The organism is Novosphingobium sp. HNCC26DJ243 (genome assembly GCF_057180545.1).
Window position 1 is genome coordinate 193,526 of record NZ_JBXUGN010000002.1, and the last position, 16,597, is coordinate 210,122.

Below are 16,597 nucleotides of genomic sequence, written 5' to 3' on the forward strand. Positions count from 1 at the left end.
GCTGCCGCCCTTCCTTTTGCCGGGCGGCCTTCCCATATCGTATCCGATGCCACCGTCCTGTGGGCATCTGTTATCGCACTCCGCCGTGGTTTAGCCTTGGTTAATCGCGCGGGTGCACTCTCCCTTCACGGGAACCCACCGGCGCAAGCCAGAAAGTAGATCCATGCCCAGTTTCGCCCAGAGTCTCGAAAAAACGCTGCATACCGCGCTCGCCAACGCGTCCGAGCGCAGCCACGAGTACGCGACGCTGGAGCATTTGCTGCTGGCGTTGATCGACGATGCCGATGCCGCGCAGGTGATGCAGGCCTGCGGCGTGGACCTGGGCGATCTGGGTGACGTCGTGCGCCAGTACCTCGATCAGGAATACCAGTCGCTCAAGACGCAGGAAAAGGCAGATCCCCAGCCGACTGCCGGATTCCAGCGCGTGATCCAGCGCGCCATCCTGCACGTGCAGTCTTCCGGCAAGGACACCGTGACCGGCGCCAACGTGCTCGTGGCGCTGTTTTCCGAGCGGGACAGCTACGCCGTTTATTTCCTCCAGCAGCAGGACATGAGCCGCCTCGATGCGGTGAGCTTCATCAGTCACGGCATCGGCAAGGGTGGCCGTGCGGTCGATGGCCGCACCGCCAAGGGCGCCGAGGAAGAAGCGCCCAAGCAGCAGGAAGAGAAGGCCGACGCCAAGGGCCAGAAGAAGGAAACCGCGCTCGACCAGTTCTGCGTCAATCTCAACGAGAAGGCGCTGAGCGGCAAGGTCGATCCGCTGATCGGGCGTGGACCCGAGGTTGACCGCACGATCCAGATCCTGTGCCGCCGTTCGAAGAACAACCCGCTCTATGTGGGCGATCCGGGCGTGGGCAAGACCGCGATCGCCGAGGGTCTGGCGCGCAAGATCGTCGAAGGCGATGTGCCCGAAGTGCTGTCCGAAGCGGTGATCTACTCGCTCGACATGGGCAGCCTGCTGGCAGGCACCCGCTATCGCGGCGATTTCGAGGAACGCCTCAAGCAGGTGGTCTCCGAACTCGAGAAGATGCCGCACGCGGTGCTGTTCATCGACGAGATCCACACCGTGATCGGTGCCGGTGCCACCAGCGGCGGCGCGATGGATGCATCGAACCTGCTCAAGCCCGCGCTTTCGGGCGGCACGATCCGTTGCATCGGCTCGACCACCTACAAGGAGTTCCGCAACCACTTCGAGAAGGACCGCGCGCTGCTGCGCCGGTTCCAGAAGATCGACGTCAACGAGCCGACGATCGAGGACACGATCAAGATCCTCAAGGGCTTGCGCACCGCGTTCGAGGACCATCACAAGGTCAAGTACACGCCCGACGCGATCAAGACCGCGGTCGAGCTTTCGGCGCGCTACATCAACGACCGCAAGCTGCCCGACAAGGCGATCGACGTGATCGACGAAGTGGGCGCGATGCAGATGCTGGTGCCGCCCTCGAAGCGCAAGAAGACGATCACCGCACGCGAGATCGAGCAGGTCATCGCGACGATGGCACGCATTCCGCCAAAGTCGGTGTCGAGCGACGACAAGAAGGTGCTCGAACATCTCGACCGCGATCTGAAGCGGCTGGTGTTCGGTCAGGACAAGGCAATCGAGGTGCTGTCTTCGGCCATGAAGCTCAGCCGCGCAGGCCTGCGCGATGCGGACAAGCCGATCGGCTCGTTCCTGTTCAGCGGCCCGACCGGCGTCGGCAAGACCGAGGTCGCGCGCAGCCTTGCCCAGATCATGGGCATTCCGCTGCAGCGCTTCGACATGTCGGAATACATGGAGCGACACTCGGTATCGCGCCTGATCGGTGCGCCTCCGGGCTACGTCGGGTTCGATCAGGGCGGCCTGTTGACCGATGCCATCGACCAGCAGCCGCATTGCGTGCTGTTGCTCGACGAAATCGAGAAGGCGCATCCCGACCTGTTCAACATCCTGCTTCAGGTGATGGACAACGGGCGCCTGACCGACCACCACGGCAAGACAGTCGATTTCCGCAACGTGGTCTTGATCATGACCACCAATGCGGGCGCGTCGGACATGGCGCGGCAGGGCATCGGCTTTGGCGACGTTTCGAAGGCCGATGCGGGCGACGAAGCGGTGAAGAAGATGTTCACGCCCGAATTCCGCAACCGCCTCGATGCTATCGTGCCATTCAGCTACCTGCCGACCGAAGTCGTCAGCCGCGTGGTCGACAAGTTCGTGCTCCAGCTCGAACTGCAGCTGGCCGACCAGAACGTGCACATCCAGTTCGATGCCGATGCGCGCGCGTGGCTGGCCCGCCAGGGCTATGACAAGCTCTATGGCGCGCGCCCGATGGCGCGGCTGATCCAGGAGAAGGTCAAGCGGCCGCTGGCGGAGGAACTCCTGTTCGGCAAGCTCGCCAATGGCGGCGAAGTTCACGTCAGCCTCAAAGCCGATGAGGGCAAGGACGGCGCGCTGTCGTTCGAACTGACGCCGGCTGCGCCCAAGCTGGTCAAGAAGAAGGCGCGCAAGGGCAAGGCCGGCAGTCCTGCGACCGAATCAAGCTCGGATGAGGCCGAATAGGCTTCCGCCAAGCGTTATGGATCAAGGCCTGCCCCTTGGGGCGGGCCTTTTTCTTTTGGTAGACAGAAAAACGCATGCTTGGGCAAAGTCGCGCCGCGCAACTTTTCGCCCATACCCAATGGGCACTGGAACGCGAGTGCGCCTCCGGCCATTGTGTGATCCATGGCCCCACCGTTCTCATGGCTGCGCCCCGAGCCGCACGGGCTCCATATCACGCCAGCCGATGCCTGGATCGATCCGTCACGTCCGGTCGATCTGGCGCTGGTCACGCATGGCCATGCCGATCATGCGCGCGGCGGGCATGCCCGGACCGTGGCGACGCCCGAGACCCTTGCGATCATGGCTCTGCGCTATGGCGTGGTCGAAGCCGGTTCACAGCCGGTCGGCTATGGCGAGACCGTCACCTTGCGCGGCGATGTGCGGGCGACATTCGTTCCTGCGGGCCACGTGCTGGGTTCGGCGCAGATCCTGCTCGAACATGCCGGTGAACGCGTCGTCATCACCGGCGACTACAAGCGCCGCGCCGATCCCACCTGCCCCCCGTTCGAGGTAACGCCCTGCGATGTCTTCGTGACCGAGGCGACTTTCGGGCTGCCCGTGTTCCGGCACCCTCCCATCGCCGAGGAAATGGCCAAGCTGCTAGACGCGCGCGAGAATGATGGCGGGCGCTGCGTGCTGGTGGGCGCCTATGCCCTGGGCAAGGCGCAGCGCGTGATCGCCGAACTTCGCGCGGCGGGATACCGCGAAACCATCTGGCTTCACGGCGCGATGGAGCGGATGTGCCGCCTGTACGAGGACCACGGCATCGATCTGGGCGATCTCAAGCCCGTGGCGGGCATGCCAAAGACTGCGCTGGAGAACGGCATCGTGATCTGCCCCCCTTCCGCACTCAACGATCGCTGGAGCCGTCGATTGCCCGATCCCGTGACCGCCATGGCGTCGGGCTGGATGCGCGTGCGCCAGCGAGCGCGGCAGCGCGGCGTCGAACTGCCGCTGATCATATCCGACCATGCCGACTGGGACGAACTGACCGAAACCATCGCGCAAGTGAACCCGGCAGAGACCTGGATCACGCATGGGCGCGAGGAAGCCTTGCTGCGCTGGTGCGAGCTGACCCAGCGCAAGGCGCGCGCTCTGGCGCTGGTCGGGTACGAGGACGAGGACGACTGATGGAGCGCTTTGCCGCCCTTCTCGACGCGCTCGTGCTCACGCCTTCGCGCAATGCCAAGCTGGCGCTGCTTGCGGCATACATGCGCGAAACGCCCGACCCCGATCGCGGCTGGGCGCTGGCGGCGCTGACCGATGGCCTCGACTTCACCGCCGTGAAGGCCGGCACGATCCGCAGCCTTCTGGCCGCGAGAGTCGATCCGGTGCTCTGGACGCTGAGCCGCGATTACGTTGGCGATACAGCGGAAACCGCGAGCCTGCTCTGGCCAGAGCCCATGGGTGACCACCTTGCGCCACCCAGCGTGGCCGAAGTGGTCGAAACCCTGCACGCGACGACCCGCGCGACCGCGCCGCAGGTTGTTGCCGAACTGTTGGACCGTCTTGACGTCAACGGTCGCTATGCATTTCTGAAGCTTGCGACCGGCGCGATGCGCATCGGCATCTCGGCGCGGTTGGCGAAGGTCGCCTTTGCCCAGGCGTTCGAAGTCAGCGTCGAGGACGTCGAGGAGTACTGGCACGGGCAGGCGCCGCCCTATCTGCCGCTGTTCCAGTGGGCGGCAGAGGGCGCTCCACCGCCGCGCACCGATCTGCTGCCGCTGTTCCGGCCGTTCATGCTCGCCCATCCGCTCGAGGCGGAAAGCCTGGACCTTTCGGAATTCGCCGCCGAGTGGAAATGGGACGGCATTCGGGTGCAGATCGTGCACGTGGCGGGCGAGACGCGCGTCTATTCGCGCAGCGGCGATGATATCTCTGGCACCTTTCCCGAGGTCGCCTCGGCGCTTGCGACACCTGCGGTGCTTGATGGCGAATTGCTTGTGCGCGGATCGCATCAGGGCGGAGAAGCGGGCGGGGCGGCCAGTTTCAACGCGCTGCAGCAGCGGTTGGGACGCAAGACCGTGTCGAAAGCGATGCTGCGCGATTATCCTGCTTTCGTGCGGCTCTACGATCTGCTGATCGAGGACGGCGAAGACTTGCGCGAGTGGGCATGGGAGCAGCGCCGCGTCCGGCTCGAGGCGCTGGTGCCCCGGCTCGATCCGGGCCTGTTCGACATCTCGCAGATCATCCCGGCCAAGGACTTCGACGACCTGTCCGAAATCCGCGCCCGCGCCCGCGATGAGGCGATAGAAGGCGTCATGCTCAAGCGGCGCGACAGTCCCTATGTGGCCGGTCGGCGCACGGGCCTGTGGTACAAATGGAAGCGCGACCCGCTGCTGATAGACTGCGTGCTGATGTATGCGCAGCGGGGAAGCGGGAAGCGCTCCTCGTTCTATTCGGACTTCACTTTCGGCTGCTGGAACGGCGATCCCGATCAGGGGGCCGAACTGCTCCCTGTGGGGAAGGCCTATTTCGGCTTCACCGACGAGGAGCTGAAATGGCTCGACCGTCATGTCCGGCAGAACACGGTCGCAAAGTTCGGGCCGGTGCGCGAAACCGACAAGTCACTGGTGCTCGAGGTGGCCTTCGATTCGGTCCATGCGAGCAAGCGCCACAAGTCGGGCGTTGCCATGCGCTTTCCCCGCATAAGCCGCATTCGCAGCGACAAGCCTGCACACGAAGCGGACAGACTCGAGACACTGAAAGGCTTCATAGCGGACTGAGGAACCGCATCGGCACAGGCCGGTTGTGCGATAAAATGCCGGGAGACGACGCACATGGGCAACCTCATTCTCGCCGTTCCAGCCGTGTTGCTGGGAAAGCTCGCCTGGACATCGATACGGACCGGGAGCGAATGGACGCGCCATGACCAATGGGACGCGGTAGCGACCAATCTGGCGATCGGCGCGGTTCTGGGCAGCGCAGCTGCGAGCCTTGCGGTCAAGGCCCTGCCCTGGCGCGGTTGACGCTGATCAATTCGCCCTTGCCCCGATCAGGCTAGGAGCGATGCTCCCGATCCCTTATTCCGGAGCATTGTCTTGGCCGCCCAAGCCGCGCAGACGCCTGTTGCCAGCCCATACGACCGCATCGGCGGCATTGCCGGTCTTCGGCAGATCACAGACCGATTCTACGATCTGATGGACAAGGATCCCGCATTCCGGGCTTTGCGCGCGATGCATGCGCCCGATCTTGCTCCGATGCGCGAATCGCTTCCCGGGTTTCTTGCCGGATGGGCGGGCGGACCGCGCGACTGGTTCGATGCAAATCCGGGCAAATGCATGATGTCGATGCACAAGCCTTTTGCGATTACCCGCGAAACGGCCGAGCAGTGGGCTGAGGCGATGACCCGCGCGATTGCCGATGTCGCGCCCGCCGATACCGAGATCGCCAATGCTCTGAGCGAGGTACTCGCGCAGATGGCGCGCGGCATGGCCCGTGATTGATCGCCTGATTGATCGCCTGATTGATCGATTGCCCGCACGGCCCCGGTCCCGCTAACATCGCATCGTGCTTCAATACGATCGCCAGCGCCGCCGCCTTGCAGTCGCTCTTGCGGCAATGGCGGGGTTTGTCGACTCGGTCGGCTTCCTCTCTGCCAATGGCTATTTCGTGTCGTTCATGTCGGGAAATTCGACCCGGCTCGGCGTGGCTCTCGGTACGGACCCGCTCCATGCGGCGATGCCCGGCCTGCTGATAGTCGGCTTTCTCGGCGGGGTGATAGCGGGGGCATTGGCTGCCAGATGGGCAGGCGCATGGCGCAAGGCGGCTGTGCTGTCGGTCGTTTCAGCCATGCTTGTGATGGCTGCGATGGGACGGGCCTGGGGCAATCCAGCGATCATGCTGGGCGGAATGGTCTTCGCGATGGGGGCGCTCAACAACACCTTCCAGCGCGGCGGGGAAGTGACCGTCGGTCTGACCTACATGACCGGCGCGCTGGTCAAGCTTGGCCAGGGCATCGCGGCGGCGCTGTCAGAAGAGAAGGACACGCGATGGACGTCCTGGGCAGCCCTGTGGGCGGGCCTGCTCGCGGGTGCGGTGCTCGGCGCGTTCCTGCAGGATCGCCTGCCGATGGGATGCCTGTAGATCGCGGCGGCATGGTCGGCACTCATGACCGCAATCGCGCTCAGGCTTCCGGCGGAATCCTGAACAGCTTTTCGCGCGAAGTTGCGCCGCGCAACAAATCGACCCGTGATGGCGCGACTTCGAGCGCCTGCGCGATGAGCGCGAGAACAGCAGCGGTGGCCTTCCCATCCTCTGGCTTGGCGCGGACCTTCACAGCCACGCGCCCATCCACGATCGCGATGGCTTCGCTGCGGGCACCAGGCGTCACATGGACGGCCAGCCGGCCTTCGCCATCGACCAGCGCGCGCAGGGTCGACGCATGCGGTAGATCAGGTTTCGGTCTGGCCAAGCACTGCTGCCTTGTGGGCCCTCCCGTTGACCACGTAGTGCTGTACGCCGCGCTGCATGTCGGCAATCGCATCATCTGTCAGGTCGCGCATGTAGGCGGCGGGCCGACCGCTCCATAGCTGGCGCGACCCTACCCGCTTGCCCGGCGTAAGCAGGGCACCAGCAGCAAGCATGGCGTCACTTTCGATCACGCAGGCATTCATCACGATTGCACCAAGCCCGACGAATCCGCGATCATCGATCGTGCATCCGTGGATCATCGCCATGTGGCCGATCAGCACGTCCTCGCCGATAATCGTGGGGAAGCCTGCCGGATGCTTTGCATCGGGGCTGTCACAGTGGATGATCGAACCGTCCTGGATATTGCTGCGCGCGCCCACATGGATGTGATTTACGTCCCCGCGCAGAACGCAGTTATACCAGATCGACACGTCCGGCCCGATCTCCACGTCGCCGATGATGCGGCACCCTGGCGCGATGAAGGCCGATTCATGGATGCGGGGCGTCTTGCCGTTGAGCGTGATGATCGACACGTCCGGATGCATACCCACAGGTTTCAGGCCCCCATCAGGCGGGCGGCGTGAGCCGCGTGGTAGGTCAGGACGCCCGAGCAGCCTGCGCGCTTGAACGCCACCAGCGTTTCAAGGACCATCGCGTCCCGATCAGCTGCGCCAGCGGCCACGGCGGCTTCTATCATCGCGTATTCGCCGCTCACCTGATAGGCGAACACCGGTACGCCGAAAGCCTGTTTCACGCGGATCGCGATGTCGAGGTACGGCAGACCCGGCTTTACCATGACGCTGTCGGCGCCTTCGGCAAGGTCCATCTCTACCTCGCGCAGCGCTTCCTCGGCGTTGCCGGGGTCCATCTGGTAGGTCTTCTTGTCACCCTTGAGCAATCCGCGCGAGCCGACGGCATCGCGGAACGGGCCATAGAAGGCGGAGGCATATTTCGCCGCATAGGACATGATCTGAACGTTGGCGTGGCCTGCGCCTTCCAGCGCCTCGCGGATCGCGCCCACGCGGCCATCCATCATGTCGGACGGCGCGATGATGTCGGCTCCCGCCACTGCCTGGTTGAGGCTCTGGCCGACCAGCACATCGACAGTGGCATCGTTGAGCACGTAGCCCGCGTCATCGATCAGCCCGTCCTGCCCGTGGCTGGTATATGGATCGAGCGCGACATCGGTCAGCACCCCGATGCTGTCACCGCAGGCGTCCTTGATCGCGCGGATCGCGCGGCACATCAGGTTGTCCGGATTGAGCGCCTCACGCCCGTCTTCACTGCGCCGGTCCGCCTGCGTGTTCGGGAACAGGGCGAGGCAAGGTATGCCAAGTTCGACAGCTTCCCGTGCCCGCGCGACGATCCCGTCGACCGACCAGCGCGACACACCCGGCAGCGATGCGATCGGGTCCTCGATGCCCGCGCCCTCGGTCACGAACAGCGGCCAGATGAGATCGGCGGGCGTGACGAGCACTTCGCGGTGCATCGCGCGGCTCCATGCGGTGGAGCGGGTGCGGCGCAGGCGAGTCTGGGGATAGCTGGACATGGCGAAGGCCTAACCGGCCAGACGCCTTCGCACAATCACCGTATGGCGGCGTTGGCCGTGATCGCGGTGATTTGCGCCAGCTTTGCCTTGAAGGCCGCCAATTGCGAAGGATCGACCGCAGCCCTCCGCGTGATCGCACCGACCGACTGCGGATTCACGGTCTGCCCGTTGCGGTACATTTCGTAATGGAGATGCGGCCCGGTCGAAAGGCCGGTCGACCCGACGTAGCCGATCACCTGGCCACGCCGCACACTCATCCCCGGTGACACGGCGATGCGGCTCATGTGCCCGAAGCCGGTGCCGATGCCGCCACCATTGTCGAGCCGCACGTAGTTGCCATGCCCGCCGTGCCAGCCGGCGAACGACACGCGGCCATCGGCGGTAGCATAGATTGGCGCGCCCCATGCCGCGCCGAAGTCGATGCCGGCGTGCATCCGCATGTAGCCGAGGATGGGGTGGCGCCTTGCACCATAGCCCGAGGTCACACGCCCGTTGACCGGCGCGCCGAAGAAGCCCGTGGTCTCCTGCGCGCCTTCGGACATCCCCTGGGGCGAGAGAAATTCGCCATCATTGCCCCAGCGCAGGAGCTGCAGCATCGGTTTTCCTGCGCGCACGATGCCTGCGTAGATCAGGTTTCCGGGCTGGGATTCGCCGCTGGCAGCGCGGCGATTGGCGAAGACGAGGTCGAATTCGTCGCCGGGGGCGATTTCCTCGAACGCCATGTGCTGATCGATCGTGCGCAGGTAATCCTGAACGGCGGTGGGCGGCGCACCGGCGGCGCGGGCAGAGCGGTAGAGGCTGCCACCCACGATGCCACGGATGCGCATGGGCTTGGTGTCGATCGCCAGGGCATTCGCGGCAAGCGCCAGACCACCACCGTTGCGGCGGATGTCGAGCGCGAGGTCGAAGCGGGGGCGGAACGAAAGCTGTTCGAGCGGGCGCGGCTGCGCGGGCGAAACGCGTGCGCCGAGCCGGATGGCGAAGCGCGTGCCCGCTTCGATTGCACCCGGCTTGATCTGCGAGGTGACCAGATCGAGCACGCGCACGATATCGGTGCTGGCAAGGCCCGCGCGCTGGAGCATGCGGGGGAAGCTGTCCCCTGCGCCCAGCGTTGCCGTGAGATCGATGCTCGGGCGCTCGGGCGCTGCGGCCAGCGGGATCACCGCGGCCGTCGCGATCATGTGGCGGCCATTGTCTGCACCGAAGGCGAGCGGACGCAGGCCTTGCACGCGCAGTTCCGACTGGGCTGCATCGTCGAGCGCTGTGAGGGGCGCTGCCTGAAGCGGCGCAAAGCTTGGCCAGAGCATCACGGCCGCCGCGCCAAGGCCGAGCATGGTTGCAAACCCGCGGAACCAGCGGGCGCTGCCGATATCTTCGGCGAGATCGGGCGTGAAGTCCTGCGCGGCGAACCAGCTTTCGAAGCGTGCGCGATTGCGCCGCCAATGTGGGGCAATTCTGGCCGTGAGCGAGCGAATGATGGCTTGCGCGCGGTTGGGCACGGGGGGATGAGCCGGTGTAGCGGGCACGGCGCTGCGCTGGCGCAGTCGCGCTACCGGGCCGGTGCCGGCAAAGCCCATGATCTGATCGCCCCGGGGGGCAGTGGCTGTGTACACGTCCCGTCCTGTACCCTGTTGTGATCCGGACTGCACCTTCAAGGTTAATGTTCGGTGAAACCCGGGCTTCTCAAGGGTGTGGCGCAGGCGCGACCTGCTGGCTATGCTGTCGTGACGGAACGGGGAACTGACTTTGAGCGATACGCAGCTTCTGGGCGACTTGGCCGAAACACTGGCAGCGGCCCGCGCGGTCGAGCCTCATGCAGGGGAACAGTCGGCCGGCCACACGCATGAGAGCGCCTGCCTCAATTGCGGAACCGCGCTCGTCGGCTCGCACTGCCACGCCTGCGGGCAGGCCGCGCATGTGCACAAGACGCTGAGCGCGTTCTTCCACGACCTCCTGCACGGGGTCTTTCATTTCGAAGGCAAGATATGGCGCACCTTGCCCTTGCTGTTCTTCCGCCCCGGCAAGCTGACGCGCGAATACATAGACGGCCGCCGTGCGAGCTATGTTTCGCCGATCGCGCTGTTCCTGTTCTGCGTGTTTCTGCTCTTCACCACGTTCAACGCGTTCAGCGACGGGATCGGGGCGAACGTGAACGTGACCGTGGACGAGGCGCTGCAGAAGGAACGTGCCGATCTTGTCGAACTGGAGGCCCACCGCAAGGAAGCCGCAGGCGATGCTGCAAAGATTGCGGAAATCGATGCTGCCCTTGCCGAATCGCGTGACGACATCGCGGCGATGGAAAAGCTCAAGGCAAGCGGCGTGAAGGTTTCGAACATCGACACGACGGGTTTCGAGACTGCCAGCGACATCGGCTGGATCAACGATGCGGTAAAGAACGCGAAGGAGAATCCCGGCCTCGCCCTCTACAAGGTGCAAACCTACAGCTACAAGCTGAGCTGGGCACTGATCCCGATCTCCGTTCCGTTCCTGTGGCTGCTGTTTCCGTTCAGCCGCCGGTTTGGGATCTATGACCACACGGTGTTCGTCACCTATTCGCTCTGCTTCATGACGCTGCTTGCGATCGTTCTGACAATGGCCAGCCAGTTCGGGCTGCCCAGCGTCGCCGTGGCCGGGGCATTCATTCCGCCGCTGCACATGTTCCTGCAATTGCGCGGGACCTACGGCCTTTCCAAGTTCGGCGCGTGGTGGCGCACGTGGCTGCTGAGCATGTTTTCCTTTGCCGCGCTGATGCTGTTCGCGCTGCTGATCCTTGTCGAAGCAGGCGCATGACAAAAAGGGCGGAAGTTTCCTTCCGCCCCTCATCTGCTCATTGAACCAAAATCGATCAGGCCGGTTGCGGGCTGGCCGATCCGCCGAACTTCTTGCCGGCACGCGGCACGGCAGACCCTTGAGCCGAGACCGGACGGGCGGAGCCGCTCGGGCTTTGCGGACGGTCGATCTTGCCGCTCTCGATCAGATCCTTGATCTCGTCGCCGGTCAGCGTCTCGTATTCAAGCATGGCCTGGGCCAGCAGGTGCAGCTTGTCTTCGTGCTCCTTGAGGATCTGTGTGGCGCGGGCGTGCGCGCCATCGACCAGGGTGCGGATTTCGGTATCGATCAGCTTGTTGGTCTCATCCGAGGCAAACAGGCGCTGCGATCCCGACATGCCGAGATAGCCTTCCTGCTGGTCCTCGTACTGGAGCGGCCCGAGCTTGTCCGACATGCCCCACTTGGTGACCATCGAGCGCGCGAGCGAGGTTGCGTACTGGATGTCCGAGGAGGCGCCTGACGACACCTTGTCGTGCCCGAAGATCAGTTCTTCGGCGACGCGACCGCCCATCGAGACCGAGAGGTTCGCGTGCATCTTGTCGCGGTGGTAGGAATAGCTGTCACGCTCGGGCAGGCGCATGACCATGCCCAGCGCGCGACCGCGCGGGATGATCGTCGCCTTGTGAATCGGGTCCGATGCCGGTTCGTTGACCGAGACGATGGCGTGGCCGGCTTCGTGATAGGCGGTCATCTTCTTCTCGTCGTCGGTCATGACCATGCTGCGGCGTTCCGCGCCCATCATGACCTTGTCCTTGGCGTCCTCGAACTCCTGCATCGCGACCAGACGCTTGTTGCGGCGCGCGGCGAGCAGGGCGGCTTCGTTGACGAGATTGGCAAGATCGGCGCCCGAAAAGCCCGGCGTGCCGCGCGCGATCGTGCGCGGATTGACGTCGGGCGCCAGCGGCACCTTCTTCATGTGGACCGACAGGATCTTCTCGCGCCCCTCGATATCGGGGATCGGCACCACGACCTGACGGTCGAAGCGGCCCGGACGCAGCAGCGCGGGATCGAGCACGTCGGGGCGGTTGGTCGCCGCGATGATGATAATGCCTTCGTTGGCCTCGAAGCCGTCCATCTCGACCAGCAGCTGGTTGAGCGTCTGTTCGCGTTCGTCGTTCGAATTGCCGAGACCGTGGCCGCGATGGCGACCGACCGCGTCGATTTCGTCGATGAATACGATGCACGGCGCGTTCTTCTTGGCCTGTTCGAACATGTCGCGCACGCGGCTCGCGCCGACGCCGACAAACATCTCGACGAAGTCCGATCCCGAGATCGTGAAGAACGGCACACCCGCCTCGCCTGCGATCGCGCGGGCGAGCAGGGTCTTGCCGGTGCCGGGACTGCCGACCAGCAGCGCGCCCTTCGGGATCTGTCCGCCGAGCTTGGAGAAGCGCGAGGGATCGCGCAGGAATTCGACGATTTCCTCCAGTTCCTCGCGCGCTTCGTCGATGCCGGCAACGTCATCGAAAGTGACGCGGCCCGAACGCTCGGTCAGGAGCTTGGCCTTCGACTTGCCAAAGCCCATTGCGCCCGATCCGCCACCCTTCTGCACCTGGCGCAGCGCGAAGAACGCGACGCCCAGGATCAGCAGGAACGGCAGCGAGTTGACGAGAATGTACATCAGCATGTTCGGCTGCTCGGCCGCCTTGCCCGCATATGTCACGCCATTGTCCTGCAGCAGTTTGGGCAGGTCTGAATCGCCGGGAACGGGGACGGTGGCGAATTGGCCGCCGTTCTTGAGCGAACCGGTGATGCGTTCCGGCGAAATTTCGACCGACCTTACCAGCCCTTCGCTGACCTGGCTGCGGAAGGCCGAATAGGGAATGGTCGTGGCGGACTGGTCGGTGCGCGAGCCGAACATCGAGACCACCAGCAGCAGAGCAAGGAAAATCCCGCCCCAGACGAGGAGGCTCTTGATCCACGGGTTACCCTGGGGCTGATCGTCGTTCATCGAAAGTCTTTCCGGATTCGCGTCTTGCACGACGCTGCATGGGCCAATGTAGGACGGGCCGGGTGAATCGCAATATAACGGAGCGCCCGTTTTTCAGCGATGTGTCTTGAGGTCAGGTCCGGCGGTCCGGCGCCCGCGTGAAGCGCCATGGCCCCCGGCGCGCATCGCCCTTGATTCCGGCGAGTGTCGACACACCGCCACTGTTCAGCGTTGCCTGCCAGTTTGCGAGGTCGGTCCCGCGCGGCGGAGGCTTTTCGAACGCGCTCACGATCCGTTCGAGGATGCGCAGCGCAAGGACGCGAGGCAGGTCCGGAGCGGCGTTCCACGTGAAACCCTGTGCGGTTGCTTCAACCTCGGCCCAGAGCCGGTCTGTAGCCCATTCTATCGCCGCGTCTGCTTCTGCAAGGTGGCGCGCGCTCGCTGCGAAACCTCCGGAATTAAGGACATTGCTTGACGTCATGACGCCGCGAATGCGGACGCGCTCGTAGGTGGGATCAAGGTTCGAGGGGTCTTCAGCGGGCGTCAAGCCCGCCTTGCGAACAACGCCCTCCAGCTCGCTTCTTCGCCAGGACAGCAACGGGCGCAGCAGCGGCAGAGCCGTCGCGCCGGGAACGGATGACACCGGCCGCATGCCGGCGAGACCGCGCAAGCCGGAGCCGCGATTGAGCCGCATCGCCATCGTTTCGGCCTGATCGTCGGCATGATGCCCGGTGACGATGGCCGCAAGACCGTTCTCACAGGCCCAGTCGGCCAGTGCACGATAGCGGGCGGCACGGGCTCGTTCCTGGACGGCACTGCCTTTGGCGAGATCCAGTGTCAGCGTGTGATGGGCAATTCCCGAAGCCTTGCAGACATCGGCAACCATCCGCGCCTCGTCGGCAGCATCGGGCCGCAGGCCATGGTCCACCGTCGCCACCGCGAAGTTGCGCGGCGCGACTTTGTGCATCAGGACCATCAGGGCCAGACTGTCGGGCCCGCCCGAGACGGCAAGGCCCACGGGACCGGGAGGCGCAAGCGCCTGCCAGTCCGCCGCGAACCGCGCGGTCAGGCCTTGGCCGACCTCGAGCATATGTCGCCTGCCATCACTTGCACTTCACCGACGCGCGGGCGTTGTCGTACTGGGTCTTGATGCGGCCAGCGACTTCGTCCGGGTAGGTTGCCGCCAGTTCGGCAAATGCGCCGCATGCCTTCTCGGTATCCTTCAGCTTGACCATGGCCACGCCAAGATAGAGCAGGCTGTCGGGCGCACGGGCACCCTTCTTGTCGGCAAGGTAGTTCTGGAGGAAGAACTGCGCCGCCGTGCCCGGCTTGCCGTCATCGAGCCATGCGCGGCCCAGCAGATTGCGGCCATGGCTGATCTGCTTGTGACGGGGATAGCGGTCCACGAAAATCTGCAACTGCTGCTGCGCTTCGGGATAGAACTTGGCCTCCCACAGGCGGAAACCATACATGTATTCATCCGCTCCGGCGTCGCCAGACGATGGCTTCTCTATCGCCTGGACCGCGGCGACGCGCGAGGCTGCCGGAGTGGCGGGCTTGGCCGCTGCAGGCTTCGCGGGCGTAGCGGCCGCGACCGGTGCTGGCGTTGCCGGCTTGGGCGCCGGTGTCGTAGCAGCAGGCGCGGGCTTGGGCGCGGCAGGGGCTGCGGCCGGCTGCGCTTCGGGTTCTGCAGGAGGCGGGGCTGCGGCAAGTTCGAGCTTGGCCAGCCGCTCTTCAACCTTGGCCGAGCGGTTCTGCCCTTCCTCGATCTGCGCGGTAAGCCGGGTAAGCTGCGCTTCGACCGCGTCCATCCGCGCAAGAAGATCGGTCACCGCCGATGATGCAGGTGATCCCGTCGGCACAGCGGCTGTCTGGCCTGCGGTAATCTCGGGCACGAAGGTCTTGCCGGCACCGTCAGGGAAGACCTTGCGCTGCATCGCGCGGATCTCGGCTTCCATCCGGCGAAGGCGCATTTCCGGATCGACCTGCGGCGTTGTCTTGGCAGTCGCCTGCGCGAGCACCGGCGCGGCCGTCGGCACGTTCAATGCCAGGGCAAGGGCAACAAGCGGCAGTGCGCCGCGAAGTGAAATCGTCATGGTCATTCCCGTGCAGCAGCGATGCAAGGACCATGGAAAGCCAGGAGGCAAACCATTGGACAAGCGCCGTTAACCCCGTTCCGCTGCGTAGATTGCCGCAAGCCGCCCGACAAGTCGAGACAGCGTTAATTCAATCTGGTGGATGCGGGCGGATTATCTGCGGCGATCATGGGCTGCAGGTCTGCAACGGGGGCAGCCGTCGGCTCCGAAACCGGACGGCGCGTCACTGCGGGACGCGGACGAGCGCGCTGTTCGGGCGCACGAGCAGCAGCGGTCGGCGCTATGGCCACCGGAGCGGGCACCTGCGTGCGGGCCAGCAGGGCAGCCGCGCTGACGGGCACGTCCTTCACGATGCCTTCGCGATCAGCGATGCGCGGAACCGGCTGGCCGCCGATCGTAACCGCGAGCGCATCCGGACGTCCGGTCCAGAGCTTGGGATCCTGCGCACCCGAAGGCACGGTAAAGGCCTCACCTTTGGCCAGTTCCTTCTGCAGGATCTGCTGGCCCTGGCCATCATAGAACTTGACCCAGATGCGATCTTCGGTGGCGGTGAACGTGACCGGCCCGTTCGGTGCCGCCGCCGGCAGCGGCACGACGGCAATCTGAGAGGCGGAAGGTGCCGCCTCTTCGGGTCCGATCAGCGCGGGCAGTTCTGCTGACGGAAGATAATAGCTGCGCCAGAACACAAGGCCGGCAAGCGCGATCGCCACGACCAGACCCAGCGCGAGCCAGACAGTCAGGCGCGTGGGCGTCTTCGCCGGATCGCCGACTTCGAACTGGTTGAGTGCGCGCGGTGGTGGTGGCGGTGCCTGGCGGTCGAGCTCGGCCCTTACGGAATCCGCAACGGCCTTGTCATCAATGCCGACTACGCGGGCATAACTGCGCGCAAAACCCAAGGCATAGGGCCGGCCCGGCAACGCCGCATAGTCGCCCGCCTCCAGCGCCTCGAGGTGACGCACGGTCACACGCGTGCGCAGTGCCAGTTGCTTGATGTCGAGTCCCGCCGCCTCGCGCGCTGCGCGCAAGGTTTCGCCCACACCCGGGCGGCGTGGTTCGCCTGCCGGGATGGCCGTGTTGTCGGTATTCGTGATGTCCTGCAGACCGCCGGCTTCCGCCAAGGGTAACTCCCGTCTTTTGCTTCTTAGCTATTGCGAACCCTTCGCCATGGGTTCGCTGCATCGCAGCCAAAGTCAACGGCCTTG

Annotated in this window: 15 protein-coding genes; 7 read left to right on the forward strand and 8 right to left on the reverse strand. The window is 64.8% G+C overall.

All coding sequences use genetic code 11. The features are described 5' to 3' along the window. Positions 1-163 precede the first annotated feature (163 nt). The 6 genes from clpA to AC2A04_RS08450 all read left to right on the forward strand — a co-directional run bounded on the left by clpA (position 164) and on the right by AC2A04_RS08450 (position 6,664). On the forward strand, positions 164-2,539 hold the full coding sequence (gene clpA / locus AC2A04_RS08425) for an ATP-dependent Clp protease ATP-binding subunit ClpA (protein ID WP_484211877.1): 2,376 nt from the start codon (positions 164-166) through the stop codon (positions 2,537-2,539). 162 nt (positions 2,540-2,701) lie between these two features. Continuing rightward, positions 2,702-3,709: a ligase-associated DNA damage response exonuclease gene (locus tag AC2A04_RS08430; protein ID WP_484211878.1), complete on the forward strand. Its 1,008-nt coding sequence runs from the start codon at positions 2,702-2,704 to the stop codon at positions 3,707-3,709. Next, positions 3,709-5,304: a cisplatin damage response ATP-dependent DNA ligase gene (locus AC2A04_RS08435; protein ID WP_484211879.1), complete on the forward strand. Its 1,596-nt coding sequence runs from the start codon at positions 3,709-3,711 to the stop codon at positions 5,302-5,304. The genes AC2A04_RS08430 and AC2A04_RS08435 overlap by 1 nt, the downstream gene beginning before the upstream one ends. A 54-nt stretch (positions 5,305-5,358) precedes the next feature. Next, positions 5,359-5,547, forward strand: a complete 189-nt coding sequence (locus AC2A04_RS08440) for a hypothetical protein (RefSeq protein ID WP_484211880.1) — start codon at positions 5,359-5,361, stop codon at positions 5,545-5,547. A 72-nt stretch (positions 5,548-5,619) separates the two neighbouring features. Beyond that, positions 5,620-6,024 carry a group II truncated hemoglobin gene (locus tag AC2A04_RS08445; RefSeq protein WP_484211881.1) on the forward strand — a complete coding sequence of 135 codons (405 nt, stop codon included), beginning with the start codon at positions 5,620-5,622 and terminating at the stop codon, positions 6,022-6,024. A gap of 64 nt (positions 6,025-6,088) precedes the next feature. Next, complete coding sequence (locus tag AC2A04_RS08450; RefSeq protein WP_484211882.1) at positions 6,089-6,664, forward strand: YoaK family protein; 576 nt, start codon at positions 6,089-6,091, stop codon at positions 6,662-6,664. 40 nt (positions 6,665-6,704) lie between these two features. On the opposite strand, the gene AC2A04_RS08455 is transcribed toward AC2A04_RS08450, so the two are convergent. From AC2A04_RS08455 to AC2A04_RS08470, 4 genes are read right to left on the reverse strand one after another with little or no spacing between them, the layout of a single operon-like run. Further along, entirely contained in the window at positions 6,705-6,992 is a 288-nt protein-coding gene (locus tag AC2A04_RS08455; RefSeq protein ID WP_484211883.1) for a DUF167 domain-containing protein, read from the reverse strand. Continuing rightward, positions 6,973-7,536 (reverse strand): gamma carbonic anhydrase family protein, encoded by a 564-nt coding sequence (locus AC2A04_RS08460; protein WP_484212244.1) that lies wholly within the window; start codon positions 7,534-7,536, stop codon positions 6,973-6,975. Before AC2A04_RS08460 ends, AC2A04_RS08455 begins: the two co-directional genes overlap by 20 nt. 11 nt (positions 7,537-7,547) lie before the next feature. Then, a complete protein-coding gene (hemB, locus tag AC2A04_RS08465) occupies positions 7,548-8,540 on the reverse strand; it encodes a porphobilinogen synthase (RefSeq protein WP_484211884.1) in 993 nt (330 codons plus the stop codon). Positions 8,541-8,575: 35 nt separating this feature from the next. Further along, on the reverse strand, positions 8,576-10,153 hold the full coding sequence (locus AC2A04_RS08470) for a peptidoglycan DD-metalloendopeptidase family protein (protein WP_484211885.1): 1,578 nt from the start codon (positions 10,151-10,153) through the stop codon (positions 8,576-8,578). Between the two features lie 133 nt (positions 10,154-10,286). Between AC2A04_RS08470 and AC2A04_RS08475 the strand changes: the two genes are divergently transcribed. Beyond that, complete coding sequence (locus AC2A04_RS08475) at positions 10,287-11,330, forward strand: DUF3667 domain-containing protein (protein ID WP_484211886.1); 1,044 nt, start codon at positions 10,287-10,289, stop codon at positions 11,328-11,330. Positions 11,331-11,385: 55 nt separating this feature from the next. Here AC2A04_RS08475 and ftsH read toward each other — a convergent pair whose 3' ends face one another. The 4 genes from ftsH to AC2A04_RS08495 form a co-directional block, all read right to left on the reverse strand. Next, positions 11,386-13,320 (reverse strand): ATP-dependent zinc metalloprotease FtsH, encoded by a 1,935-nt coding sequence (gene ftsH, locus AC2A04_RS08480; RefSeq protein WP_484211887.1) that lies wholly within the window; start codon positions 13,318-13,320, stop codon positions 11,386-11,388. A gap of 112 nt (positions 13,321-13,432) precedes the next feature. Beyond that, positions 13,433-14,389, reverse strand: a complete 957-nt coding sequence (gene tilS, locus AC2A04_RS08485) for a tRNA lysidine(34) synthetase TilS (RefSeq protein WP_484211888.1) — start codon at positions 14,387-14,389, stop codon at positions 13,433-13,435. 13 nt (positions 14,390-14,402) lie between these two features. After that, positions 14,403-15,395 (reverse strand): tetratricopeptide repeat protein, encoded by a 993-nt coding sequence (locus AC2A04_RS08490; protein ID WP_484211889.1) that lies wholly within the window; start codon positions 15,393-15,395, stop codon positions 14,403-14,405. A gap of 125 nt (positions 15,396-15,520) precedes the next feature. Then, complete coding sequence (locus AC2A04_RS08495) at positions 15,521-16,513, reverse strand: helix-turn-helix domain-containing protein (RefSeq protein WP_484211890.1); 993 nt, start codon at positions 16,511-16,513, stop codon at positions 15,521-15,523. Positions 16,514-16,597: the final 84 nt, after the last annotated feature.

Coding starts and splice junctions, on each gene's coding strand:
- clpA (WP_484211877.1), top strand. CDS start 164: ATGCCCAGTTTCGCCCAGAGTCTCGAAAAAACGCTGCATACCGCGCTC.
- AC2A04_RS08430 (WP_484211878.1), top strand. CDS start 2,702: ATGGCCCCACCGTTCTCATGGCTGCGCCCCGAGCCGCACGGGCTCCAT.
- AC2A04_RS08435 (WP_484211879.1), top strand. CDS start 3,709: ATGGAGCGCTTTGCCGCCCTTCTCGACGCGCTCGTGCTCACGCCTTCG.
- AC2A04_RS08440 (WP_484211880.1), top strand. CDS start 5,359: ATGGGCAACCTCATTCTCGCCGTTCCAGCCGTGTTGCTGGGAAAGCTC.
- AC2A04_RS08460 (WP_484212244.1), bottom strand. CDS start 7,536: ATGCATCCGGACGTGTCGATCATCACGCTCAACGGCAAGACGCCCCGC.
- hemB (WP_484211884.1), bottom strand. CDS start 8,540: ATGTCCAGCTATCCCCAGACTCGCCTGCGCCGCACCCGCTCCACCGCA.
- ftsH (WP_484211887.1), bottom strand. CDS start 13,320: ATGAACGACGATCAGCCCCAGGGTAACCCGTGGATCAAGAGCCTCCTC.
- tilS (WP_484211888.1), bottom strand. CDS start 14,389: ATGCTCGAGGTCGGCCAAGGCCTGACCGCGCGGTTCGCGGCGGACTGG.
- AC2A04_RS08490 (WP_484211889.1), bottom strand. CDS start 15,395: ATGACGATTTCACTTCGCGGCGCACTGCCGCTTGTTGCCCTTGCCCTG.